The following is a 23,535-nucleotide window of genomic DNA, read 5'->3' as shown; positions in this document are numbered from 1 at the left end:
ACGTCATCCGGATGCCACCGCCAAACCCGCCTTCCCCGCCCCACCCGCGAGGGTGCACTCCCCACCCGCGAGGGTGCACCCCAACACCCGCGAGGGTGCACTCGTCAGTTCTCGCTGCGCGCGAGGTGAACATCGTCGTCATCGGCCGGCTCCGCGGCATCCGATTTCTGTACCCCGTTCTCGGAGACCTCGCCGGCCGCGACGGGACGGCCGGTGAGACGCGACGAGACGCGCCGGAGCCACGACGGCTCGCGGACGACGCCTCCCGAAGAGGATTCTTCGACCTCGAGGCCGTAGTACTCGCCGATCTGATCGACGAAGTGCGCGCGCGCTGCGCGCTCGTAGGCTCGCCGCTCGCGACTGAAGGCGACGACGGTCGACCAGCACATCATGAGCATTACGACGCTGAAGGGCAGCGCGATGATGATCGCCGCGGTCTGGAGGGCCTGCAGGCCTCCCGTCACGAGCAGCGCGCCCGCGAGGACGGCGGTGGTGAGGGTGAAGAACACCCGCACCCAGCGCTTCGGGTTGATGTCGCCGCCGGTGGCGATCATGCCCATGACGAGGGCTCCGGAGTCGGCCGAGGTGACGAAGAAGATCGTGATCAGCAGCAGCACACCCGCGGTGAGCACCGGGGTGCCGGGGAGGAACTGCAGCAGCTGGAACAGCGCGGTGTTGACATCGACCGAGCCGTCGGCCGCGGTGAGCGACCCGGGCTGGGTGAGTTCGAGGTAGATCGCCGATCCGCCGAGGACGGCGAACCACAGCAGCGTCACGAGCGTCGGCACGATGATGACGCCCATCACGAACTGACGCACGGTGCGGCCCCGCGAGATGCGGGCGATGAAGATGCCGACGAACGGCGCCCAGGCGATCCACCACCCCCAGTAGAAGGAGGTCCAGCTGGCCTGCCACGACTCGCCCGCCTCGCCCTGGAAGGCGGTGACGTTAAACGACAGCCCCACGAAGTTCTGGATGTAGTTGCCGATCGACTGCACCCACTCGCGCAGCAGGAACTCGGTCTGCCCGAAGACGAGCAGATAGAGAACGAGGATGCCGGCGAGGATGAGGTTGAACGACGACAGCCATTTCATGCCCCGGGTGACGCCCGAGAGCACCGAGATGAGCACGAGTACCGAGATGACGCCGATGATGGCGAGCTGGATCGGCTCACTCGGCTCGACCAGGCCGGCGAAGTCGAGGCCGGCGGAGATCTGCAGCACACCGAGTCCGAGCGAGGTGGCGACCCCGAAGAGGGTGCCGACGAGGGCGATGGCGTCGATCGCGTTCCCCCAGCCGCCGCGCACCCGGTCGCCGAGAAGCGGCTCGAGGGCCCATCGGATGGAGATCGGGCGCTTGCGGCGGTGGATCGCGTAGGCGAGGCTCAGCCCGACGATCACATAGATCGACCAGGCCTGCACGCCCCAGTGGAGGTAGGTCTGGCTGAGGGCGGCCTGCGCGAGCTGCTCAGGGGTGCCGGTGACGCCTGGTCGGGGCGAGACGAAGTGGCTCAGGGGTTCGCTCACCCCGTAGAACACCAGCCCGATTCCCATCCCGGCGGCGAAGAGAAGCGAGAACCAGGCGCCGAGGGAGAACTCCGGCTCGTCGTCGTCGCGACCGAGGCGGATGTCGCCGAACCGGCTGAATCCGAGAAAGAGCGCGAACGCGACGAAGAAGGCCGCGATCAGCACGTAGTACCAGTTGAAGGCGTTGACGATGCTCGTCTGGATGGCGCCGAACGAGGCCTCCGCAAGATCGGGGGCGAGAAGCGCGAAGGCACTGAAGGCCAGGGCGATCGTCGCAGCGGGCCAGAAGACCCATCGTTCGATGGTCGAGCGCCGGGCGGGGTCGGCCGTCATGGCCTTTCGGGTGTCAGCCATCCGTCCAGGCTAGCCAGGGCGACACGCCAGCCGCCAGTTGAGCGGGTGCACGGAGGGTGGGCCGACCCGCCTTACCCGGCGACCACCAGGTGCTCGCCGTCGGCGGGCAGCTCTGCCGATCCGTCGACGACGAACGCCATGGGCACACCCTGCCCCGTCCACGCCGACGCACGGTCCATGAGCTGAGCGTGCACGTGCGGCTCGCTGGTGTTTCCGGAATTGCCGCACCGGGCGATCACGTCACCCGCGCGCACCCGGTCGCCCACCTTCAGGGCGACCGATCCGCGCTGCAGATGCGCGACGACCGCGCACACGCCACCTTCGCCGCGGATGACGACGTGGTTGCCGAGGATGAAGCGCGCACCGCCGAGTTCTCGCAGCATCCCCTCGACCATCATGTAGACGAAGGCGAGCAGGCTCGATCGAGACCGGTGGTCGCGCATGCCGTCGACGCGCCGCACCACGGTGCCGTCGATCATCGCGAACACCGGCGCACCGAAAGCGGGGTAGTCCGCAGGCGGGCGCATGCCAGGTCCCTCTCCGAAGGCGGGGCGTGCACCGTCGGTCGGCTCGCTCACCAGGTCGATCGCGTACGCCTGCCCCCACGCGCGAACGCCATGGCTCGGCACTTTGGTGGCGGGGCTGTTGACCGCCAGCCAACGTCCGCGGACGGGCGGGGCCACCGTCATCCGCTCCCGTTCGGGAAGCAGACGCGGCGCCAGCACCGAGAGGAGGACGCACAGCACCGCGACGACCACCGCCGGGAGCGCGAGCACCGCCAGCGCCGCGACGACGGCACGCACCGCCGGCGCCTCGACGTCACGGAAGAGCGCGGCCGAGAGAGCGAGGAGAACGAGCACTGCGGCGGCCGGATAGTAGAGGACGCCCCGAACGCGATACAGGGCGAGGATGACGCGGGTCATCGCTCCGCCCCCGCGATGACGGCGAGGAGAGGCACGACACGCGTGGCCGGCACCTCGTAGCTCCCGCGGCCGCTCTGACGCACCCAGCCGGTCGCGACGAGCTGGCGGAGGTGGTGGTGGAGCTGGCCGGTGGTCCCGAGATCGTCGAGGGTGGCGAGGTCGGCCGTGGTGTGACGGCCGGCGAGGATCTGCCGCAGCAGTTCGAGGCGGACCGGATGCCCCAGCGCGGCGAGCGTGGCGGCGTGGGCGGACCACTCCGCAGCGAGGAGCCCCTCGGCGCCGAAACCCTGCTGCCAGACCACGTCGCCGCCGCCGTCGGGCAGGCGGACCGAACCGACGAGCATCACCGCACCGTCGGTGGTGCTCGGGTGGTCGGCGAGGCGGGCCTGAAGTCCATGGAGGGCCCAGAAGGTCTCGGGGTCGAGGCCGGGGGCGTGGGCCTGGGCGTCGGCGGGCGCGGCGGCCGGAGCGGCGTGGGCGCCGGGCGCCGCGGGGGCGGCTTCGGCTGCGGCTTCTAGGGCGGTGAGGCGAGCGGCGAGCGCAGCGACCTCCTGGCGCAGATCATCGAGCGCGGTCGCATCCATTCTTCAATACTACGTACTTACGTACGTATTCATCATCGTCCGTCGGAGACGAACGGCAGTGACGCGTCGATGATCCGCTGGAGGAGGGAGACCGCCGTCGACCGACGGGCGACGCCGGCGGGTCCGGTCGCGGCGGTGAGCGCGTCGGCGTAGGCCCCGACGGCGAGGTCGGCATCGGCCGACCGCGCCGAGGAGGAACTGTCGCCGATGGGGGTCGCGACGAGGTCGGCGCACCGGCGGATCGCGTCGGCGAGCGCGCCACGCGCCTCGAGTCCGACCGCGGCGTCCTGCTCGCGGTCGAGCGCGGAGAGGACGTCGGCGAGGTCACGGCTGTAGAACGCGATGCGCTCGAGCGCGCGCATCCGCTGCAGATTCTCGCGCTGCTCGGCGCGGTGCCGGCGCCCCCGCGGGTTGCCGCGCAGGCTCTCGTCGGCCTCGCGCACCTCCTCATGGACGTCGGCGATGACGGCGTCGAGGCCGGCGTCGGGCTCGGACACCTCGGCCGCGTCGATGTTCCCCTCGGCCACACGGTCTGCGAGCACGCGCAGGAGCTGGGCGATCTCGTCGCGCAGCTCCGACAGTCGTCCGCTCGCGGTGTCGAGGTAGACCGGCGGCACGATCAAGACGTTGATGACCACCCCGACGAGCACCCCGAAACCCACCGTCAGCAGATACGACACCGAGAAGTCGTCGGCCTGCGAACCGCTCAGCAGCAGCACGAACAGCGCCGCGATCGCCACCCACTCCCGGCCGACACCCAGCGCACGGATGCCGCCGATGATCACCCCGATCGCGATGACGAGGGCGAGCGTCAGCACGGCGGGAAGCCCTGCGAACAGGGCCACGATGCCGAGGAGACCGAGGCCGATGCCGACGGCGAGTCCGAGCAGTGCCTGCGCACCTGACCGCGCAGACGCTGCGACCGTCGGATACATGCTCACCAGTACGCCCAGCGGCGCGTAGTAGGAGTACTGGTCCTCGGTCGGCAGCAGGGGCGCGAGCACCCACGCCAGCGCACAGCCGATCGCCGTCTTGGCGGCCATGAGGAGCCGCGGGGGTGCGGTCATCTCCCGCCACCAGTGCGTGGAGACCTCCGAGACGCGTTGTGCCATGGGGTGCCTCATTCCGGGGGGCGAGGGGGCATCACTGCTCGCGACTGTAGGCGAGCGCCGGGCCTCACTCAACGGCCTCCCCGACCCGGCGGGGGCGGGTACTCTGCCCCGCCCCCACCGAGCTCAGCCCGGGGCAGCGCGGCTATGCGTCTCGCTCGACGGCGAGCCAGAGCTCGGCGCGGCCGGAGTCGCCGTCTTCCGACCGCTCATGCACCGCGAGGATCTCGGGTGCTGCGACCGTCCGATACGGATGCGAGGGGAACCAGTCGCCGTAGGCGTCGGCCCACACCTCCTGGAGCGCATCGAAGAAGCCGGTCTCGGCCGCCACCTCGAACACCACCCACGTATGTGCGGGCACCTCGAGCGTGTCGAACGACTCCGGGATGTCGCCTGCCGGCCGCCGGGTCGCGACCCCGTAGACGTAGTGGAACTCGCTGCCGTCCGCGCGATCCGGCGCGAAGTCGGTGGACACCGAGAAGGGTCCCGCCGGGTCATCCATGTCGCTGATCGCGGCCAGCTGATCGGCGATCGTCGGCGGCAACGAGCGGTGGAACGCGATCATGTCGGGGTTCGGCCCGCGGTACACCAGCGGAATCCTGGCGCTGGGCCCGGCGATGCGGAACGGTTCGAGGTCGATGATGCGGTGGCGCATGGGGAAGCTCCCTTCGATGGTGAGACGCAGCCGCAGACGAGGCTGAGCCGTGAGGATGGCGCCGGGACGGCGGGCCTGCTCAGGCGTGAGCCCGTGCACGGCGACGAACGCGCGGCGGAACGCATCGGCCGAGCCGTACCCGAAACGTACGGCGACGTCGATGAGGGGCTTGCCCTCGAGCACGTCGGCGGCGGCGACGCTCATCCGTCGCCGCCGGACGTATTCCGACAGCGGCATCCCGGCGAGCACCGAGAACACGCGGCGGAAGTGGTACTCCGACGTGACGGCCGCCCTGGCGAGCGCGGCGACGTCGATCTGCGCATCGAGGTTCTCCTCGATGAGGTCGATCGCGTCGTTCCACCGTTCGAGCATCGCGTTCCTTCCGTCCTGACCGATTCATCGTAGGAACGCGGCGCCGGCACGTGAGCGATGATCCGTGCCCGGAACGGTCGGCTGGTCGACGGAGGATCAGCGGATGCGGCCGGTCGGCCCGTACACGATGATCGCCGTGATCGGGATGAGGAGGAAGAACAGCCACGACCACGCCCATCCTCCGGCGACGCCGGCGAGGATGAACAGGATGAGCGCCAGGAACGGCGAGAGCGCCACGACCGTGACACCCGCGCGTCCGCCCAGCGGCGTGCTCCACCGAGAGCGCTCGGCCGGCTCGTCTCCCGTCATGGGGCAACCCTGCTCCGCCGATGGGCGCGTGGGCGGGACTTCGGTCCCGCAGCGCGCTGCGAGTGCACCCTCGCGGGGAGGGAGTGCACCCTCGCGTGCGGGGTGGGCGCGCGGGGCGGGGCGCTAGGCGCGCGGGCCGGCGACCAGCCGGTCGCCGGACCACGCCACCGGCAGCGGGTCGATCACTCCCCCGACGAACCGCCCCTCGGCGTCGGCGTTGCGGAACGCGAACAGCAGCCATTGCCCGTCCGAGCGCCGCCGCAGGAGCCGTCCCACGTACAGCCGCTCGTCGGTCACCGGGTAGGCCGCGTCGACGTCGAACGGCCCGAGCACGCTGTCGGCGTTGATCGCCCACGTTCCTCCGCCTCCGGGCTCCCCCGCCCGCGACGGCATCGCGTGCTCACTTCCGCACGAGAAGATCAGCACCGGGCGGCCGTCGATGACCTCGACCTGCGTGACCTCGAGCTGCCCGAACCCGTGCTCGCTCGGCGCGCTCAGCGCCGGGCGCAGCTCCCACGAGCGCAGGTCGCGCGACCAGGCGTGCCCGATCACCCCGCGCCCGAACGCAGGCCCCTCGGGCGCACGCGCCGTGACGTACATGTGCCACCCGTTCCCGTCGGGATCGGGGAACACCCACGGGTCGCGGAACGCTTCGTCGTGCCAGTCGCCCGAGTCGAGCGTCTCGTACCAGGGCGCCTCGGCCGACGCCACCGGCCCGGGCGCCCTGGTCCAGGTCAGGAGGTCGGGCGAGGTCGCGTATCCGATCCGCTGCACGTTCTTGCCGCCGGCATCCAGCGACGCCCCCGTATAGAAGAGGTACCAGGTGCCGTCCGGGTGCCGCACCACCGAGCCGGTCCACGTCGCCAGGTCGTCGAACGCCGGCGCGTCGGAGTGCACGAGCGCGTCGGCCACCTGGGTCCACGACTGCAGGTCGGTCGAGACCGCGTGCCCGATCGCCGCCCGGTAGTGCCGCGCGTCGGGGTCGCCGAGCGCACGTGAGGCGTAGAGGAAGAACAGGTGGTACTGCTCTCCGTCGTCGGCGAACCAGAAATCCCACACCCAGGAACCGGGCAGATCGAACACAGCAGACCTTTCAGAGACATCGAGAGAGACGTCGAGAGAGACGTCGGGCGAACCGGTGACAGCGCCCCGCATCATCCCTTCACCCCGCTCGCGGCGATCGACGAGACGAACGCCCGCTGGAACACCAGGAAGACGATCAGCACGGGCAGGGTGATGAGCGAGGTGTAGGCCATGACCTCACCCCAGGCGGTGTTGAGCTGGAAGAAGTACTGCATGCCGACCATCACCGGCCGCAGCTCCTCGCGCTGCACGACCATGAGGGGCCAGAGGTACTGGTTCCACGCCGGCAGGAAGGTGAGGATCGCCACCGTGGCGAATGCCGGGCCCGAGAGGGGCACGATGATCCGCCGGTAGATGGTGAACCAGCCGGCTCCGTCGATGCGCGCCGCCTCGTCGAGCGACTTGGGGATCGTGGAGAAGTACTGCGTGAACAGGAAGATCGAGAAGGCGTTGGCGATGAAGGGCACGATCTGCACCTCGTAGGTGTTGAGCCATCCGAAGTCGTACTTCAGCACCCCGCCTTCGATCACGAGCGTCGGCAGCTGCGCGACCCAGTAGACCATCGGCACCGCGATCGTCTCGAAGGGCACGATGAGGGTGGCGATGATGATCGCGAGCACGACGAACCGGCCTCGCCACGCCAGGCGCGACAGCGCGAAACCGGCCATCGAGTTGACGATCAGCCCGAGACCCACCGTCAAGACGGTGACAAGCACCGAGTTGAACAGGAACTGCGCGACGGGCACCCGGTCGAACACCCCGAAGTAGTTGTCGAGGCTGATGTCGCCGACCGGCAGGAAGGCCATGGGCGAGTCGATGTCCTGCAGGATCTGGGCGTCGGGCTTCAGGCTCGAGACGAACATGAACACCAGCGGGAAGAGGAAGATCACCGCGAACACCGACATGGCGGCATAGAGGAAGATCTTCCCGGTGCGCCGGCGCCGCTTCTCGCTGGCGTCGGTGGCGATCCGAGCGGATGCCGCGGCGCGGCCCTCGGGCCCGGTGCGCGGGCGGCTGCGGGTGTCGGTCATGTCAATCCTTCTCCCTCGTCAGGCGCCGCTGGATGAGGGCGATGATGAGAACCGCGACGAAGAAGATCAGCGAGATGGCGGCGGCGTAGCCGATCTCCTGCTGCTCGTATCCCTTGCGCACGGCGTAGTAGACGATCGTGGACGTGCTGTTCACCGGCCCGCCCTGGGTCATCACGTCGATCTGCACGAAGAGTCCGAGCGCGGCGATGGTGATGGTGACGAGGACGAACACCATCGTGGGGCGAAGGCCCGGCCAGGTGACGCTGACGAACTGGCGCCAGGGGCCGGCGCCGTCCATCTTGGCCGCCTCGTAGAGCTCTTCGGGGATGGTCTGCAGCCCCGCGAGCCAGATGATCATGTGGAACCCGACGGCCTGCCAGATCGACAGCACGATGATCGCGCCGAGCGCGGTCTGCGGATTGTTCAGCCAGTCCATGCCCGACCACGCCCCGAAGGTGATCGTGTCGATCATCGAGTTGATGAGGCCGTTCGGCTGGTAGAGGAAGCGCCACAGGATCGAGACCACGACGATCGAGGTCACGACCGGGATGAAGAAGATCACTCGGAAGGCGGTGACCCCTCGCATCCGTCTGTTGACCAGGACCGCCAGCAGGAGGCCGAGGCCTGCCTGCACCGGCACCACGACGAGGGCGAAGAGGAAGGTGTTCCAGACCGACTGCACGAAGACGCCGTCGGCGGTGAAGGCGCGGACGAAGTTGTCGAGCCCGACGAAGCGCGGCGGGTTCGGTGAGATGAGACGGGCGTTGGTGAACGAGAGGGTGAAGGCGAGGATGACGGGGATGATGAGGAACAGCACCAGCAGGATGCCGGCGGGTGCCATCATCGCCAGGCCCGCCCAGGTCTCTCGACCCTTCGTGGTGCGGAAGCGGCGGGTCGCGCGCTGAGGTGTCTCGGCCGCGACCGTCGGAGGCGTGACAGTCATGAGAAGTCTTTCCCGAATCGTGCGGGCGGGAAGCGGCGGCTCCCCGCCCGCACGGTCAGTGATCAGAAGCCGTAGCCGTCGTTGGATTCGATGTTGGCGTCGATCTCCTGCACGGCCCGGTCGAGGGTCTCCTGCACGTCGGCGCCGTTCATGATGTCTTTCGCCGCGGTCTCGAACGTGGTGGAGATCACCGCGTAGGCCGGGGTCTCGGGGCGGAGCACCGCGAACCGCTGCGACAGCTCGACGAAGGGACGCAGCACGCCGTCGGGGCCGAAGTACTCGGACGCCTCGGCGGCGCCCTCGGTCGCGGGGATCACGATCTGCTTGTCGGCGAACTCGGTGATGTACTCGTCCTGGAAGCTGAACTCCAGGTACTCGCGGGCACCCTCGACCTCCTCGCAGGTGGACGAGATCGCCCACTGCCACGAGCCGCCGCCGATGACCGGGCCGTTGCCGAGGTCGGGCGGGGGCAGGATGACGAGGTCATCGCCGATCGCTTCGACCGAGGCCAGGGCGTTCCAGACGCCGGTGTAGCTGAGCGCGACCTCGTCGTCGACGAACTCCTGGTTGCCGATCGTGCCGCTGTTGCTGGCGAGACCATCCGCGAAGAGGCCCTGGAACCACTCGCCCCAGGCGACGGCTTCCGGTCCGTTGAGCGCTCCGTCGGCGCTCAGCATCGTGTCGCGGTCGATGAGGTCGCCGCCGAAGCTCTGCAGCAGCGGCGAGTACGCGTACGGCCACCACTCGCCGGTGTCTTCTGCGCCGATGTCGATGGGCGTCTCGTAGCCGGCATCCTTCAGAGTCTGGAGGGCGGCGTTGAACTCGTCCGCCGTCCAGGGCTCGTCGACCGTCGGGATGCGGATGCCGTTCTCGGTCAGCACCGACTCGCGGGCGAAGATCGACAGCGCGGCATCCCAGTACCCGGCGGAGTAGATCTCGTCGTTCCACACGCCCACCGCGGTCGGCAGGAGCGAGTCGGTGATCTCGGTGGAGATCCCGAGCGGCTGGATGTACTCCGCCCAGGCCCAGTTGGGCATGATAGGGCCGTCGAGATCGAGGAGGCAGGGAAGATCTCCGGATGCCGCGGCGGCGACGATCGCGTCGTTGTAGGCGCCCTGCGGGAAGGACTCTTCGACGACCTCGTACTGGTCCTGCGACGCGTTGAAGTCGGAGATGATCCGTTCGTAGACCTCGAGCTCGGCGGGGTTGCCGGCGGAGTGGGTCCACATCGTGATCTGGGTGCGACCGTCTTCGGTGGTGGTGCTGCCCTGGCCGGCCTGCCCGCAGCCGGTGAGGGCGAGGGCTCCAATGGCGCCGGCCGCAACAAAAGCCGGGACTGTTCTGCGCATCTGTGATTTCCTGTTCTGGTGGTCGACCGCTACGTCGACCACCGATCGGGGACCGCTTCGGCGGTCGTTCGGTATCTCAAGTGGTCCGCCGTCGGCTCTGTTTGGCGACGTGCGCCGGCGGCGGGCCCACGGACTCCCGTCGGATGACGGGACATTCCATGCGGTGCGTGGCGTCGGTGTTCCCATCCGCGCGGACGCCGAGCGCGACCTCCATCGCCCAGCGACCCATTTCGTAGTGGGGCAGGGCGACGGTGGTGAGGGGTGGGTCTTGTTCCGCGGCGACCAGCAGCTGGTCGTCGTAGCCCACGACCGAGAGGTCGTCGGGGATGCGGAGACCGCGGCGGTGCGCGGCGTTGTAGACGCCGACGGCCATGCGGTCGTTGAAGGAGAAGATGCCGGTCGGCCGTTGGTCGGCAGGCAGGTCGAGGAGACGTTCGGCGGCGAGCCGAGCCCCGTGCGCCGTCGACTCGCCACCGCGGATGTGCAGGGCCGGGTCGATGGGGATGCCTGCGTCGGTCAGCGCCTGGTGGTACCCCTCGAGGCGGAGGAACGAGGCGATCGGGCCGTCGGAGGTGTCGAGGAACGCGATCCGGCGATGACCGGCCTCGATGAGCACGCGGGTCGCGGCGTAGCCGCCCTCCCGGTCGGCGGGGACGACGCTCGGGAAGCCGCCGTTCACGGGACGGCAGTCCAGGAACACCGATCCGGCCGGCAGCGACTCGGGCACCTCGACCACGCGGTGCCACATGCAGGCGTAGATCATCGCGTCGACCTGCTGGGCGCGCAGCGCCGAGATCGCGTCGCGCTCGACCCCCTCGTCGCCGCCGGTGTCGACGAAGATCACGAGGTGGCCGTTCTCGCGGGCGGCGTCCTGCGCACCCGCGAGCATGCGGCCGGCGAAGGGCGTCGTGGCGATCTGGTCGGAGATGAGGCCGACCGTGCGGGTCTGGCGCGTGCGGAGGCTGCGCGCCACCGAGCTCGGCGCGTAGCCGACGGCGACCGCGGCCTCTCGCACGCGCTGGCGGGTGGTCTCGGAGATGCGGGACTCGACGTCGTTCATCACCAGCGACACCGTCGTCACCGACACGCCCGCGGCTGCGGCGACATCGGAGATGCGGGGCCGGCTCATGTCACTCCATCGTGTGAGGCTTCGGTCGAGGTGATAAATCGATTTATCAGATTATGCACCGCGCTCGCGCGCGTCGTCAACCCTTTTCCGCGAGGGTGCACTCCCTGCCCGCGAGGGTGCGCTCCCTGCCGGCGAGGGTGCACTCCTGCGCGGGGAATGAGTGCACCCTCGGGAGGAACGAGTGCACCCTCGCGGGGAAGGAGTGCACCCTCGCGTTCTCTGTGGGCGGGCGGGTGGTATATCGGAATCCCGGATGCCGCGGGCCGCCGAACCCCTATGCCCGAAACGTCGCGCCCCGAAACCCGAAGGTTCCCTCTCTTGCGCGACCGGCAGGCATACAGTCACCTCAAGAGGTCCCCGCCTCTTGCGTGCGACGCGCCCCCAGGCCTTCGTGTCGCCGCAGCCCGTCCGCCCCGTCGGGCACCCGCCGATGAATCCGAGAGGGATCCATGTCGACGCTCGCCACGCACACCGTCAGGTGGATCGATGGCGCCGCGACGCCCTCCGGCAGGCCCGGTCGTCGCAGCCTTCCCCCGCTGCCGACCGTTTAGGCGCAGGCGCCGGGACTGCGACGCCCCCCGCCCTCGGTCCCGGCGCCTGCTCTTCTCGTCACTGTCGCGCCGCGCCCCGCCCCGCCGCGCCGCGCGCGTCACGACGGTCGCAGAACCGCACGAGCGTCGCAGAATGCGGGCGATTCGCTGCGACACTCGTGACATCCTGCAACGCCGGCGACCTCACCTCGCGATGGCGATCGCTCATGCCGTGCCGTTGCGCGCCCGCGACCCGTCACAAAACGTCGCCGACCGGCCGCGCAGGCAGCATCCTGTGACGGGTCGTGGTGCCGGTGGGAACCTCGACCGGTACCACGGGAGGACCCGGCGCGGCACGGTTCATGCTGAGGGCGGATGTGGCGGGGCAACCCCATCCGTAGCGTGAAGCGCATGATCAGTGCAGAAGGCCTCACGAAAAGGTACGGCGCCAAGACCGCCGTCGACACCATAGATTTCACCGTGAACTCCGGCCAGGTGACGGGGTTCCTCGGCCCGAACGGCGCGGGCAAGTCCACCACGATGCGCATGATCGTCGGGCTCGATCGCCCGACCGCGGGATCCGTGTCGGTCAACGGCCGTGCGTACGCGGCCCACCGTGCCCCGCTCCGCGAAGTCGGCGCGCTCCTCGACGCCAAAGCCGTGCACACCGGCCGTACGGCCGAGAACCACCTCCTCGCCATGGCCGCCACCCACCGGATCGGCAAGAAGCGCGTCCGCGAGGTGATCGAGCTGACGGGCCTGGAGTCGGTCGCACGCCGACGCGTCGGAGGCTTCTCCCTCGGCATGGGTCAGCGTCTCGGCATCGCGGCGGCCCTTCTCGGAGACCCCGCGACGATCATCCTCGACGAACCGGTCAACGGCCTCGACCCCGAGGGCGTCCTGTGGGTGCGGCAGCTCGTGAAGCACCTCGCCGCCGAAGGACGCACGGTGTTCCTCTCGTCTCACCTGATGAGCGAGATGGCGCTGACCGCCGACCACCTCATCGTGCTCGGCAAGGGCCGGATCATCGCCGACGCCCCGGTCGCCGACATCATCGCCGGCGGCACAGGCCCGCGGCTGCGGGTCCGCTCGCCGCAGGCGAGCATGCTCGCCGAGCTCGTCGCCGCTCCCGACGTCACGATCACCCGTTCGGAGTCGGATCTGCTCGAGATCACCGGGGTGGATGCGCCGGCCGTCGGCGATCTCGCCGCCAAGCACGGCGTCGCCATCCACGAACTGACCCCACTCAACGCCTCATTGGAAGAGGCGTACATGGACCTCACCGCGGACGCGGTGGAATACCGAACGGAGGCGGTCCGATGACCACCGCGACCATGTCGCCCACACCCGCCGACACCCTCGCCGACGCGCGCCTGACCTTCCCCGGCACGGTCCGCTCGGAGTGGATCAAACTTCGCACCGTGCGGTCGACCATCTGGTCGTACGCACTCCTCGTCGCGATCTCGGTCGGACTCGCCGCCCTCGTCGCATTCGCAATCACGAACATCCCGGAGGGTGTCGCCGGCGAAGCGCCCGGCGCGCAGCCGATCCAGACCGTCGTGCAGGCCTCCGTCGCCGGCGTCACCTTCGGCCAGCTCATCGCGGGCATCCTCGGCGTCCTGGTGATCAGCGGCGAGTACACCACCGGCATGGTCCGCTCGACGTTCCTGGCGGTGCCGGGGCGCATCTCGGCTCTCGCGGCGAAGGGAATCGTGCTCTTCTCGGCGACGTTCATCGTCGGCCTGATCGCGAACGTCGCCGCGTACCTCGTCGCGTCGCTGATGCTGTCGCAGGAAGACATCGTCGCGCCGATCACCGACCCGGGCGTTTTCTGGCCGCTCCTGGGCGCCGCCCTCTACCTCGCGATGGTCTCGCTGTTCGCCCTCGCGGTCGGTGCGCTCGTCCGCAGCAGCGCAGGCGGGATCGCCGTTGTGGTCGGCGTCCTGCTGATCCTCCCCACCATCCTCGGCCTCGTCCCCGCGGAGTGGGCGCGTGACGCCGTTCCGTACCTTCTCTCCAGCGCCGGCGCCGGCATCTACAGCTCCGCCACCCTGACACCCGAGGGTGACGCGCTGGGAATGTGGGTGAACCTGCTGGTCACAGCCCTGTGGGTGGCGGTCCCCGCCGCCGCAGCGGCCGTCATGCTGCGCACCCGCGACGCGTAACGTCGACGGTATGACCGCTGCTCGGCTCTCCCCCGATCGCCCGGTGACGGCGGTCGGGGGAGAGCTGCGCCTGCCGCGGCCGCCGGGAGTGATCCGGCGGTTCTGGGCGAGGCATCCGTTGCTCGTCGACATCCTGGTCGCCGCCGCGTACTTCCTCCCGGTCCTCTCGGCACTCACGCTGGCCGCCCCCATCGACCCGATGCCGCTGTGGGTGAGCATCACGGGCATCCTCCTGGTCTCGGTGACGGCGGTCATCATGGTGGTGTTCCGCCGACGCAGGCCCTGGGTGCTGGTCGGTGCCGGCTGGGTGACGACCCTCGTGGTCTACCCCCTCGAGGCTGTCAACGTGCTCGCGATCGCGATCGGCCTGTATGCGCTCGCCGTGTATCGATCGACCCGGTCCGCATGGATCGGGTTCGCCGGCTCGGCGGCGGTCGGTACGGCGGCGGCGGCGGTCGTCTCCTTCGTCGAACCGAGCCCGTTCATCGCACCGTCCACGCTCTTCCTCCTCGCGCTGGCCCAGGCGGTGGCCACCCCGCTCATCGGAACCCTGATCGGCATCAACGTCGGCAACCGTCGCCGCTACGTCGGGGCCCTCATCGCCCGCGTGGAAGATCTGGCCCGTGAACGTGACCGGCAGGCGCAGCTCGCGACCGCGCTCGAGCGGTCGCGGATCGCCCGCGAGATGCACGACATCGTCTCGCACAGCCTGACTGTGATGGTCACCCTCGCCGACGGCAGCGCCGCGACGTCCGCCCGCGACCCCGGGCGCGCGGCCGAGGGGATGCGACTGGTGGCAGACACCGGACGCGATGCGCTCGTGGAGATGCGGCGGATGCTGGGGGTGCTCGCCGACCCCGACACGACAGCCGCCGACGCGAGGGCGCCGCAGCCGGGAACCGCGGCCCTCCCTGAGCTGCTCGAGAGCTTCCGCGCCGCGGGGCTGCCGGTCACACTGACGACGGCGGGGGCGGGTGTCACGGATCCGAACCTGCAACTGACCGTCTACCGGATCGTGCAGGAGGCCCTGACCAATGCGTTGCGCCACGCCCCGTCCGCCCGACGGGTGGATGTGACGATCGAGCGGGTCGATGGGGACCTGAGGGTCGAGGTGGTCGATGACGGGGTGGGGTCTCAGCGCTCGTCCGCCGACGCACGCCAGAGCGGCGCTGACGGTCACGGCCTGATCGGTATGCGGGAACGGGTGGCGCTGTACGGCGGCACCTTCGACGCGGGGCCCCGCGGGATCAACGGGTGGCGGGTCCGCGCCGTGTTGCCGGCGCCGGAGCGGCCCGACGGAGAGCGAGAGTGAGCGAAACGAGGAGCAGCACGATGTCCGACATCGCGGGCAGTCGAATCCGGATGGCGATCGCCGACGATCAGGCGCTCGTGCGCGCGGGCCTGCGCATGGTGCTCGAGGCGGAGCCCGACATCGACGTCGTCGGCGAGGCCTCCGATGGGCATGAGGCGATCGAGCTGACCCGCGCGCGTCAGGTGGACGTCGTTCTGATGGATGTGCGGATGCCGCGGGTCGACGGCATCGCCGCGACCGCGTCGATCGTGGCCGGCCCGCACCCTCCGCGGGTGCTGATCCTCACCACCTTCGACCTCGACGAGCACGCTTTCGCCGCGATCCGCGCCGGGGCGAGCGGGTTCATGCTGAAAGACGCCCGCCCGGCAGACCTCCTCGCCGCGATCCGCGCGGTGCACGCCGGGGATGCCGCGCTCGCGCCTCGCATCACTCGCCGCATGCTCGAGCTGTTCGGCCGGGACGTGCCGGCGCAGCCGACGGAGGTGTCGGGCGAAGCGGCATCGTTGACGCCTCGCGAGCTCGAGGTGCTGACCGCCATCGGCGAAGGCCTCAGCAACGCCGAGATCGCGGAGCGGCAGTTCGTCGCCGAGTCGACGGTCAAGACCCACGTCGGTCGGCTGCTGACGAAGCTGAACGCCCGCGATCGCGTGCACCTCGTCATCTACGCGTACGAGCACGGACTGCTGCGTCCGCAGGGTCGCCCGCGCGCCGACTGAGACGCGTCGCGCGACCCACGTGCCCGCGACCCGTCACAAAACGTCGCTCGCGCGCCGCACAGGCAGCATCCTTTGACGGGTCGCGGGCGCTGACCGCACATCAGGACAGGTCAGCTTCGCGGCCCGGCCTCGACCCGTCAACAAAAGTTGCTCACGCCGCGCGCGGATCGCATCTCTTGACCGGTCGCGGGCGCTGGCCGCGACCGGACCGCTGGGTCGACGGGTCGCGGGGGCGAAGCGCCCGCGTCAAGCCTTGACGAGCCGCGCGATGGCGTCGGACGCCTCTTTGAGCTTCAGCGCCGCCTCGTCGCCCCCGCGCGCCGCCGCGTCGACGACGCAGTGCTTGAGGTGATCGTCGAGCAGCCCCAGCGCGACGTTCTCGAGCGCCGAGCTCAACGCCGAGATCTGGGTCAGGATGTCGATGCAGTACTGCTCCTCCTCGACCATCCGCTGGATTCCCCGCACCTGCCCCTCCACCCGCCGCAGGCGGTTGAGGTAGCGCTGCTTGTCGCTGATGTATCCGTGGGGGCCGGCGTGCGTGTCATCCGTCCCGTGATCGTGCGCGACCGTCGTGTCCGTCATGATGTGATCCTCTCGGAACGATTCTCTTCAGAAGCAGGGATGCCGCCACGCAGCGCAGCCGCGCTGGCCTCGGGCCGCAGGTCGAGTCGGCGCAGCAGCTGGGCGTTGAGCGCGACGACGATCGTCGACAACGACATCAGGATCGCACCGACAGACATCGGAAGCACGAACCCGATCGGCGCGAGCACGCCCGCGGCGAGCGGCACCGAGATGAGGTTGTAGCCGGCGGCCCACCACAGGTTCTGCTTCATCTTGCGGTAGCTGGCGCGCGAGAGCTGGATGACCGAGAGCACCGAGCGCGGGTCGTCACTGGCGAGGATGACGCCGGCCGACGCGATCGCGACATCCGTGCCCGCACCGATGGCGATTCCGACATCGGCCTGCGCGAGCGCGGGCGCGTCGTTCACGCCGTCGCCGACCATCGCGACCTTCCGGCCCTCGCGCTGCAGCTCCTGCACCTTGGCGCTCTTGTCTTCGGGTCGGACGCCCGCGAACACCCGATCGATACCGAGCTCGTCGGCGACCGAGCGGGCGACGGCCTCGGCGTCGCCGGTGATCATGACGACCTGCACGTCCAGCCGGTGCAGCGCATCGACGGTCTCGCGCGACTCGTTGCGCACGGCGTCGGCGAGGCGGAGCGCGCCGATCACGGTCCCGTCGGCGACGACGTGCAGGATGATCGCGCCGTCGGCGCGCCACCGGTCGGCGACGTCGAGCTCGGCGGCCTTCTCCTCGGCGAGGAGGTTCGGCCCGCCGACCCGCACGCGGGTGCCCTCGACGGTGGCGGTGACGCCGACCGCGGGCGAGGAGTCGAAGTCGGATGCCGCGGGCACCGCGATCCCGCGATCGGAGGCGGCCTGCACGATGGCCTTCGCGAGCGGGTGCTCCGAGTCGGCCTCGGCCGCCGCGGCGAGCGCAAGCACACGGGTCTCGTCGTGACCGGCCGCGGGTTCGATCGCGGTGACGGCCGGGCGGCCCTCGGTGAGGGTGCCGGTCTTGTCGAACAGGACCGTGTCGACGGTGCGCATCTGCTCGAGGGCGAGGCGGTCCTTCACCAGCACGCCGCCGCGCGCGGCCCGCTCGGTCGCGATCGAGACGACGAGCGGAATCGCGAGGCCCAGCGCGTGGGGGCAGGCGATCACGAGCACGGTGATCGTGAGGATGACGCCCTCGTCGACGTTGCCGACGAGCGTCCAGACCAGCATCGTCAACGCGGCCGCGCCGAGCGCGAACCAGAACAGCAGGGCGGCGGCCCGGTCGGCGATGCGCTGCGCGCGTGACGAGGAGTTCTGCGCGTCGGTCACGAGCCGCTGAATGCCCGCGAGAGCGGTGTCGTCGCCGACGGCGGTGATCTCGACGCGGATGCCGGAGTCGGTCGCGACCGTGCCCGCGACGACCGCGGCGCCGGCCTCGCGGCGCACGGGCTTCGACTCGCCGGTGATCATCGACTCGTCGATGCTCGCCGAGCCCGCGACGACGCGACCGTCGGCGGGGACGCGTCCGCCGGGGCGCACGACGACGACATCGCCGACACGCAGATCGCTCGGCGCGACGGTGACGGTCTGGTCGCCCTCGACGCGCTCCGCCTCATCGGGGAGCAGCGCGGCGAGCGAGTCGAGCGCGGAGGTCGTCTGCGCGAGCGAGCGCATCTCGATCCAGTGGCCGAGCAGCATGATCACGATGAGGAGCGCGAGCTCCCACCAGAAGTCGAGGTCGTGATCGAGGATGCCGAGACTCGACCCCCAGGATGCGACGAACGCGACCGTGATCGCCAGGGCGATGAGGAGCATCATCCCGGGCGTGCGCGAGCGCAGCTCGCTGACCGCGCCGGTGAGGAAGGGGCGGCCGCCCCACACGTACATGACCGTGCCGAGGACGGGCGAGACCCAGGGGACCCAGGGCTGATCGGGCAGGGAGTAGCCCAGGAGCATGGCGAACATGCCCGAGAAGGCGATGACGGGCGCGGCCAGGATCAGGTTCCACCAGAACAGGCGCCGGAACTGCCCGACGTGGTCGCCGTGCCCCGCGTGCCCGCCGTGCCCCGCGTGCCCCTCCTCAGCGCGAGGGTGCACTCCCTCCCCGCGAGGGTGCACTCCCTCCGCGTGAGGGTGCACTCCCTCCGCGTGAGGGTGCACTCCCTCCGCGTGAGGGTGCACTCGTTCCGCGCCGGGGCGCACTCCGTCGCCCACAGCGTGTGCACCCTCGCGCGCAGCGTGTGCACCCTCGCGAGGAACATGCGCACCGTCGCGCGCAGTGTGTGCACTCTCGCGCGCAGCGCGTGCACCCTCGCGGGTCGGAGGGGTGATGGCGTGGTGCGCGTGGTGGTCGTGGTCGGCCATGATGGACTCCTTCCTGGTACCCCCTGGGGGTATCAGAGAGAACTCCGCGACACCGCGGCGTATTCCGCCGATCCGCGGAAGGCCGACCGAAATCCCCGCAGCCGAAGGCTGTTGCTCACCACGAACACGCTCGAGAACGCCATCGCCGCCCCCGCGAGCATCGGGTTGAGAAGCCCGAGCGCCGCGAGCGGGATCGCCGCGACGTTGTACGCGAACGCCCAGAAGAGATTGCCCTTGATCACCCCGAGGGTCCGCCGCGACAGGCGGATCGCATCCGCCGCCGCCCGCAGATCGCCCGAGACGAGGGTGAGGTCGGAGGCCTCGATCGCGACATCCGTTCCCGTCCCCATCGCCAGGCCCAGGTCGGCCTGCGCGAGCGCGGCGGCGTCGTTCACGCCGTCACCGACCATCGCGACGACCCGCCCCTCCCCCTGCAGGCGCTTCACGACCTCGACCTTCTCGGCGGGCAGCACCTCGGCGATGACCTCGTCGATGCCGACCTCGGCCGCCACGCGCCGTGCCACCGTGTCGTTGTCGCCCGTGAGCAGCACCGGCGTGAGCCCGAGCCTCCGGAAGGCCGCGACCGCCTCGGCGCTCGTCGGCTTCACCTGATCCGAAACGGTGAGGATGCCGCGGGCGGCACCGTCCCACCCGACGATCACCGCGGTCGCACCCTCGCCCTCCGCCAGGCGCTTGGCCTCAGTCAGGTCGGCGGGCAGCTCCACGGCCCACTCGGCGAGGAGCGCATCTCGTCCGACGAAGACGAGGCGCCCCTCGACGACCCCCTGCACGCCGCGTCCCTCGAGGTTCTGGAACGACTCGACCGCGGGAAGCTCACCGCCGCGCTCGCGCGCTCCGACTCCGATCGCCCGGGCGATCGGATGCTCCGACGCCTCCTCGACAGCCCCCGCGAGGCGCAGCAGCTCGTCCTCCGAGACGCCCGCCGTGGCGACGACGCCGGTCAGCGTCATCCGTCCGCTCGTCACCGTGCCGGTCTTGTCGAGCACGATGGTGTCGACGCGGCGGGTCTGCTCGAGCACCTCGGGGCCCTTGATCAGGATGCCCAGCTGCGCGCCGCGACCGGTTCCGACGAGCAGCGCCGTGGGGGTGGCGAGCCCGAGCGCGCAGGGGCAGGCGATGATCAGCACGGCGACGGCCGCGGTGAACGCCGCCTCGGCGCCGAAGCCGGCGCCGAGCCACGCGCCCAGCACGCCGACCGCGATCGCGATGACGACGGGCACGAAGACGCCCGAGATCCGGTCGGCCAGGCGCTGCACCTCGGCTTTGCCCGACTGGGCCTCTTCGACGAGCCGCGCCATCTGGGCCAGCTGCGTGTCGGCGCCGATGCGGGTGGCGCGCACGACGAGCCGCCCGCCGGCGTTGACGGTCGCACCGACGACCGTGTCGCCGAGCGTCACCTCGACGGGCACCGACTCGCCGGTGAGCATCGAGGCATCCACGGCGCTCCGCCCCTCGACGATCACGCCGTCGGTGGCGATCTTCTCCCCCGGGCGCACGACGAACTCGTCGCCGACGCGCAGGTCGCCGATCGGCACCCGCACCTCCCCCGCCGGGCGCCCGTCAGCAGAGCGGCGCACCGCGACATCCTTCGCCCCCATGTCGAGCAGGGCACGCATCGCGTCGCCCGCCCGGCGCTTCGCGCGCTTTTCGAAGTAGCGACCGGCGAGCACGAACATCGTCACGCCCGCGGCGACCTCGAGGTAGATGTTGGCCGACCCGTCGCTCGGCGCGATGGCGAGGGTGAAGGGGTGGATCATGCCCGGCTCGCCGGCCGTGCCGAAGAACAGGGCCCAGAGCGACCAGAGGAACGCCGCAGAGACGCCGACCGAGATGAGGGTGTCCATCGTCGCCGCGCCGTGGCGGAGGTTCAGCCCCGCCGCACGATGGAACGGCCACGCCGCCCACACCACCACGGGCGCGGCGAGCGCGAGCGCCGCCCACTGCCAGTAGGTGAACTGCAGCGCGGGGATCATCGAGAGCAGGATGACGGGAACCCCGAGGATGACGCTGCCGATCACTCTCTGTCGCAGCGACCGGAGCTCGGGGTCGTCACGTCCCTCGGTCGACGCGGCCGAAGGGTCGGGCTCGGGCGGAGCGGGAAGCGCCGCGGTGTAGCCGGTCTTCTCGACCTCGGCGATGAGCGTGGCGGGGTCGGTGCCCGCGGGCACCTCGACGTGCGCCTTCTCGGTGGCGTAGTTCACGCTCGCCGTCACTCCGTCGAGCTTGTTCAGCTTGCGCTCGATGCGGTTGGCGCACGACGCGCACGTCATGCCGCCGATCTCGAGCTCGACGCGGTCGGTCGGGCCAGGCTGCACGGTGGTCACGATGCCTCCACTCGGAAGGTGGCGGTGTGCACCTCTCCGTCGATCTTGACGTCGAGGTACAGCAGGTACGCGCCGGCGCTCGGCACGTCGGCGGCGAACGACACGGTGCCCGGCTCGTGGCCGTCGGCGTGCTCGGGGTGCACGTGCAGGTAGGCGAAATCGCCTTCGCGGAGCGCCACGAGGTGGCCGTCGGCGCCGAGATAGGGCTCGAGCTCGACGGGCCGGCCGTCGCGAGACACCGTGAACCCGAGGGGGGATTCGCCGCCCGCGTCGAGATCGCCGGTCATCGTCACCTCGAAGGGCCCCGCCGACGCCGTCGTTCCCGAGACCGGAGCGGATGCCTCGACGGCACCCTCCACCAGCACGGAACGGGTCAGGGTGAGGCCTTCGCCGAGCTCGCTCGGCACGATGTCGGCGTAGACGCGGTAGCCGCCCGCGGCATCCCAGGTCCAGGGGATCGTCCACCGGCCGTCCGCGCCCAGCGTCGGGTGCTCGTGCCGGAACGCGGCGCCGTCGGTGCGGACGACGATGAGATGGAGGTCCTTTTCGTGGGCGACGTCGTACTCGGTGACGGGGTCACCGCCCGGCCCGGTGATCTCGAACGACAGGATGCCGGCTTCGCCGACCTCGCTCGGAGCATCGACTTCAGACAGGGTGTATCCCCGGTCGCTCGCGGTGACGCCGGTGACCGCACCCGCGCTCTCCGTGAGGTCAGCGCTCCCCGACTCTTCGTGCGCCGACCCACCGTCATCGTGACCACCCGCCGCGCCTGACGGGGAGGGTGGTGACGAATGCGGTGTCTCGGCGTGCGCGCCGGCGGGGTCCGTCGGTCCCGACGCCGCCGACGACGGCGCGTCGGGCGCGACGAGCGAGGCCACGCCGAAGGACGCGCCGAACACCAGCGCGAGCCCTCCGGCGTAGAGGCCGAGTCGGACCGGGGCGTTCATGTCAGGCGCGAGCCGCCTGGTAGCCGGCCTCTTCCACGGCGGCGATGACCGCGGCGTCGTCGACGGGCGTCTCCGCCGAGACGACGAGCTTTCCGGTCTGGGCCGACACGTCGACGACGGTCAGACCCGCGATCTCGCTGACCTCTTCGCGGACCGACATCTCGCAGTGACCGCAGGTCATCCCGGTGACGGTGTACTCGGTGGTGGTGCTCATCGACTTCTCCTCAATACGTCCAGGGGGTATCCCTCGAGGATCGACTATACCCCCTTGCCGTATCGATGGGTCAGGTGAGCATGTAAGGGGACTCGAGCTGATCGCGGATGAAACCGACCGCGTCGTCGAAGATGCGCCGCGCGACAACACTGCCCGCCACCCCGAGCACACCGTGGAACGTGCCCGGATAGTGGCGAAGCTCGGTGGGCACCCCCTCGCCGATCAAACGGCGGGCGAAGGCGATCCCCTCATCCCGCAGGGGGTCGAGATCGCGGGTGGAGATCAGCGTCGGCGGAAACCACGAGACATCGGGAAGGTGCGCGGGTGCCGCTTCCGCCGGCCGCGAGTATCGGATGTCGCCGAGGTAGATGTCCCAGCTCCACTCCGCAAGCCCTCGGTTCCAGATCGGTGTGGCGGTGAACCTCCGGGCGGACGCCGTGCTGAGGTGATCGTCGAGCACTGGTTCGAGGAGCGCCAGGAAGTCCGGGGGATGTTCCTCACCGACGCGCGCCACGACACCGGCGGCGAGCGCGGCTCCCGCGCTCTCGCCGTAGATTCCGAGCGGCCCCGGGCCGAGCCCGAACCGGCGAGGGTCCTCGACCAGTGCCCGGTACGCCGCGGCGCAGTCATCCAGCCCCGCAGGATAGGGATGCTCCGGGGCCAACCGGTAGTCGACGGAGCAGACGACGGCGCCCGTCCGCTCGCTCAGCTGCGCGCACACCGCGTCGTACAGCGTCGCGCTCCCCATGAAGAAGCCTCCGCCGTGGATGTGCAGAATCGTGCCCGCCGACGCGCCGGTCGGCGGGCGGTGCACGCGGAGCTCGCGCTCGGCTCCTCCATCCCCCGAGATCAGGTGCACCTCCGGCTCCCGCGCCGGGCGTTCCGTCATCGACGACGCCATTAGTTCTCGCATTGCTGCGACATCGCCCGGGCGGTAGTCGGGCACCTCATCCAGCCGGTCGGCGAGTTCCCGTAGCATCCGATCGCGACCGTCGACGACCTCGTGGTCGGTCATCTC

General features: G+C 70.3%; 21 protein-coding genes. 4 read left to right on the top strand and 17 right to left on the bottom strand.

Annotated features, from left to right (window positions below):
* Positions 1 to 104 precede the first annotated feature (104 nt).
* From V6S02_RS01555 to V6S02_RS01505, 11 genes are all read right to left on the bottom strand, one after another.
* Complete coding sequence (locus V6S02_RS01555; protein ID WP_336399598.1) at positions 105 to 1,880, bottom strand: BCCT family transporter; 1,776 nt, start codon at positions 1,878 to 1,880, stop codon at positions 105 to 107.
* Between the two features lie 71 nt (positions 1,881 to 1,951).
* Complete coding sequence (locus V6S02_RS01550; RefSeq protein WP_336399597.1) at positions 1,952 to 2,803, bottom strand: M23 family metallopeptidase; 852 nt, start codon at positions 2,801 to 2,803, stop codon at positions 1,952 to 1,954.
* Complete coding sequence (locus V6S02_RS01545) at positions 2,800 to 3,387, bottom strand: ArsR/SmtB family transcription factor (RefSeq protein ID WP_336399596.1); 588 nt, start codon at positions 3,385 to 3,387, stop codon at positions 2,800 to 2,802. Before V6S02_RS01545 ends, V6S02_RS01550 begins: the two co-directional genes overlap by 4 nt.
* A 32-nt stretch (positions 3,388 to 3,419) precedes the next feature.
* A complete protein-coding gene (locus V6S02_RS01540; RefSeq protein ID WP_336399595.1) occupies positions 3,420 to 4,499 on the bottom strand; it encodes an FUSC family protein in 1,080 nt (359 codons plus the stop codon).
* Positions 4,500 to 4,641: 142 nt separating this feature from the next.
* Positions 4,642 to 5,523: an AraC family transcriptional regulator gene (locus tag V6S02_RS01535; protein WP_336399594.1), complete on the bottom strand. Its 882-nt coding sequence runs from the start codon at positions 5,521 to 5,523 to the stop codon at positions 4,642 to 4,644.
* A 96-nt stretch (positions 5,524 to 5,619) separates the two neighbouring features.
* Positions 5,620 to 5,832, bottom strand: a complete 213-nt coding sequence (locus V6S02_RS01530; RefSeq protein ID WP_336399593.1) for a hypothetical protein — start codon at positions 5,830 to 5,832, stop codon at positions 5,620 to 5,622.
* Positions 5,833 to 5,955: 123 nt separating this feature from the next.
* Complete coding sequence (locus V6S02_RS01525) at positions 5,956 to 6,915, bottom strand: family 43 glycosylhydrolase (RefSeq protein WP_124294569.1); 960 nt, start codon at positions 6,913 to 6,915, stop codon at positions 5,956 to 5,958.
* 71 nt (positions 6,916 to 6,986) lie between these two features.
* On the bottom strand, positions 6,987 to 7,946 hold the full coding sequence (locus tag V6S02_RS01520; RefSeq protein WP_124294228.1) for a carbohydrate ABC transporter permease: 960 nt from the start codon (positions 7,944 to 7,946) through the stop codon (positions 6,987 to 6,989).
* 1 nt (position 7,947) lies between these two features.
* Complete coding sequence (locus V6S02_RS01515) at positions 7,948 to 8,889, bottom strand: carbohydrate ABC transporter permease (RefSeq protein WP_289262399.1); 942 nt, start codon at positions 8,887 to 8,889, stop codon at positions 7,948 to 7,950.
* A 62-nt stretch (positions 8,890 to 8,951) separates the two neighbouring features.
* The gene (locus V6S02_RS01510) at positions 8,952 to 10,238 is read right to left on the bottom strand and encodes a sugar ABC transporter substrate-binding protein (protein WP_336399592.1); all 1,287 of its coding nucleotides are present in this window, start codon (positions 10,236 to 10,238) and stop codon (positions 8,952 to 8,954) included.
* Between the two features lie 76 nt (positions 10,239 to 10,314).
* Complete coding sequence (locus V6S02_RS01505; RefSeq protein ID WP_124294231.1) at positions 10,315 to 11,367, bottom strand: LacI family DNA-binding transcriptional regulator; 1,053 nt, start codon at positions 11,365 to 11,367, stop codon at positions 10,315 to 10,317.
* Between the two features lie 941 nt (positions 11,368 to 12,308).
* Between V6S02_RS01505 and V6S02_RS01500 the strand changes: the two genes are divergently transcribed.
* Genes V6S02_RS01500 through V6S02_RS01485 form a run of 4 tightly spaced genes read left to right on the top strand, consistent with a single transcriptional unit; the run spans position 12,309 to position 16,090 of the window.
* On the top strand, positions 12,309 to 13,220 hold the full coding sequence (locus tag V6S02_RS01500; protein WP_336399591.1) for an ABC transporter ATP-binding protein: 912 nt from the start codon (positions 12,309 to 12,311) through the stop codon (positions 13,218 to 13,220).
* On the top strand, positions 13,217 to 14,062 hold the full coding sequence (locus V6S02_RS01495) for an ABC transporter permease (RefSeq protein WP_336399590.1): 846 nt from the start codon (positions 13,217 to 13,219) through the stop codon (positions 14,060 to 14,062). The genes V6S02_RS01500 and V6S02_RS01495 overlap by 4 nt, the downstream gene beginning before the upstream one ends.
* A 10-nt stretch (positions 14,063 to 14,072) precedes the next feature.
* Positions 14,073 to 15,374, top strand: coding sequence for a sensor histidine kinase (locus V6S02_RS01490; RefSeq protein WP_336399589.1), 1,302 nt, complete (start codon positions 14,073 to 14,075; stop codon positions 15,372 to 15,374).
* Positions 15,375 to 15,394: 20 nt separating this feature from the next.
* Positions 15,395 to 16,090, top strand: coding sequence for a response regulator transcription factor (locus V6S02_RS01485; RefSeq protein ID WP_336399588.1), 696 nt, complete (start codon positions 15,395 to 15,397; stop codon positions 16,088 to 16,090).
* Between the two features lie 246 nt (positions 16,091 to 16,336).
* On the opposite strand, the gene V6S02_RS01480 is transcribed toward V6S02_RS01485, so the two are convergent.
* From V6S02_RS01480 to V6S02_RS01455, 6 genes are all read right to left on the bottom strand, one after another.
* A complete protein-coding gene (locus tag V6S02_RS01480) occupies positions 16,337 to 16,672 on the bottom strand; it encodes a metal-sensitive transcriptional regulator (protein WP_124294236.1) in 336 nt (111 codons plus the stop codon).
* Positions 16,669 to 19,011 carry a heavy metal translocating P-type ATPase gene (locus V6S02_RS01475; RefSeq protein WP_336399587.1) on the bottom strand — a complete coding sequence of 781 codons (2,343 nt, stop codon included), beginning with the start codon at positions 19,009 to 19,011 and terminating at the stop codon, positions 16,669 to 16,671. Before V6S02_RS01475 ends, V6S02_RS01480 begins: the two co-directional genes overlap by 4 nt.
* Before the next feature lie 32 nt (positions 19,012 to 19,043).
* Positions 19,044 to 21,356, bottom strand: a complete 2,313-nt coding sequence (locus V6S02_RS01470; RefSeq protein WP_336399586.1) for a heavy metal translocating P-type ATPase — start codon at positions 21,354 to 21,356, stop codon at positions 19,044 to 19,046.
* Positions 21,353 to 22,303 carry a heavy-metal-associated domain-containing protein gene (locus V6S02_RS01465; RefSeq protein ID WP_336399585.1) on the bottom strand — a complete coding sequence of 317 codons (951 nt, stop codon included), beginning with the start codon at positions 22,301 to 22,303 and terminating at the stop codon, positions 21,353 to 21,355. Before V6S02_RS01465 ends, V6S02_RS01470 begins: the two co-directional genes overlap by 4 nt.
* A 1-nt stretch (position 22,304) precedes the next feature.
* Positions 22,305 to 22,517, bottom strand: a complete 213-nt coding sequence (locus V6S02_RS01460) for a heavy-metal-associated domain-containing protein (protein WP_336399584.1) — start codon at positions 22,515 to 22,517, stop codon at positions 22,305 to 22,307.
* Positions 22,518 to 22,587: 70 nt separating this feature from the next.
* Positions 22,588 to 23,532, bottom strand: a complete 945-nt coding sequence (locus tag V6S02_RS01455; protein ID WP_336399583.1) for an alpha/beta hydrolase — start codon at positions 23,530 to 23,532, stop codon at positions 22,588 to 22,590.
* Positions 23,533 to 23,535 lie beyond the last annotated feature (3 nt).

This window comes from Microbacterium sp. CCNWLW134 (assembly GCF_037083565.1).
Taxonomy (GTDB): Bacteria; Actinomycetota; Actinomycetes; order Actinomycetales; family Microbacteriaceae; genus Microbacterium.
The sequence above is the reverse complement of the archived record's forward strand: the minus strand, read 5'-3'. Positions and strand labels throughout refer to the sequence as shown.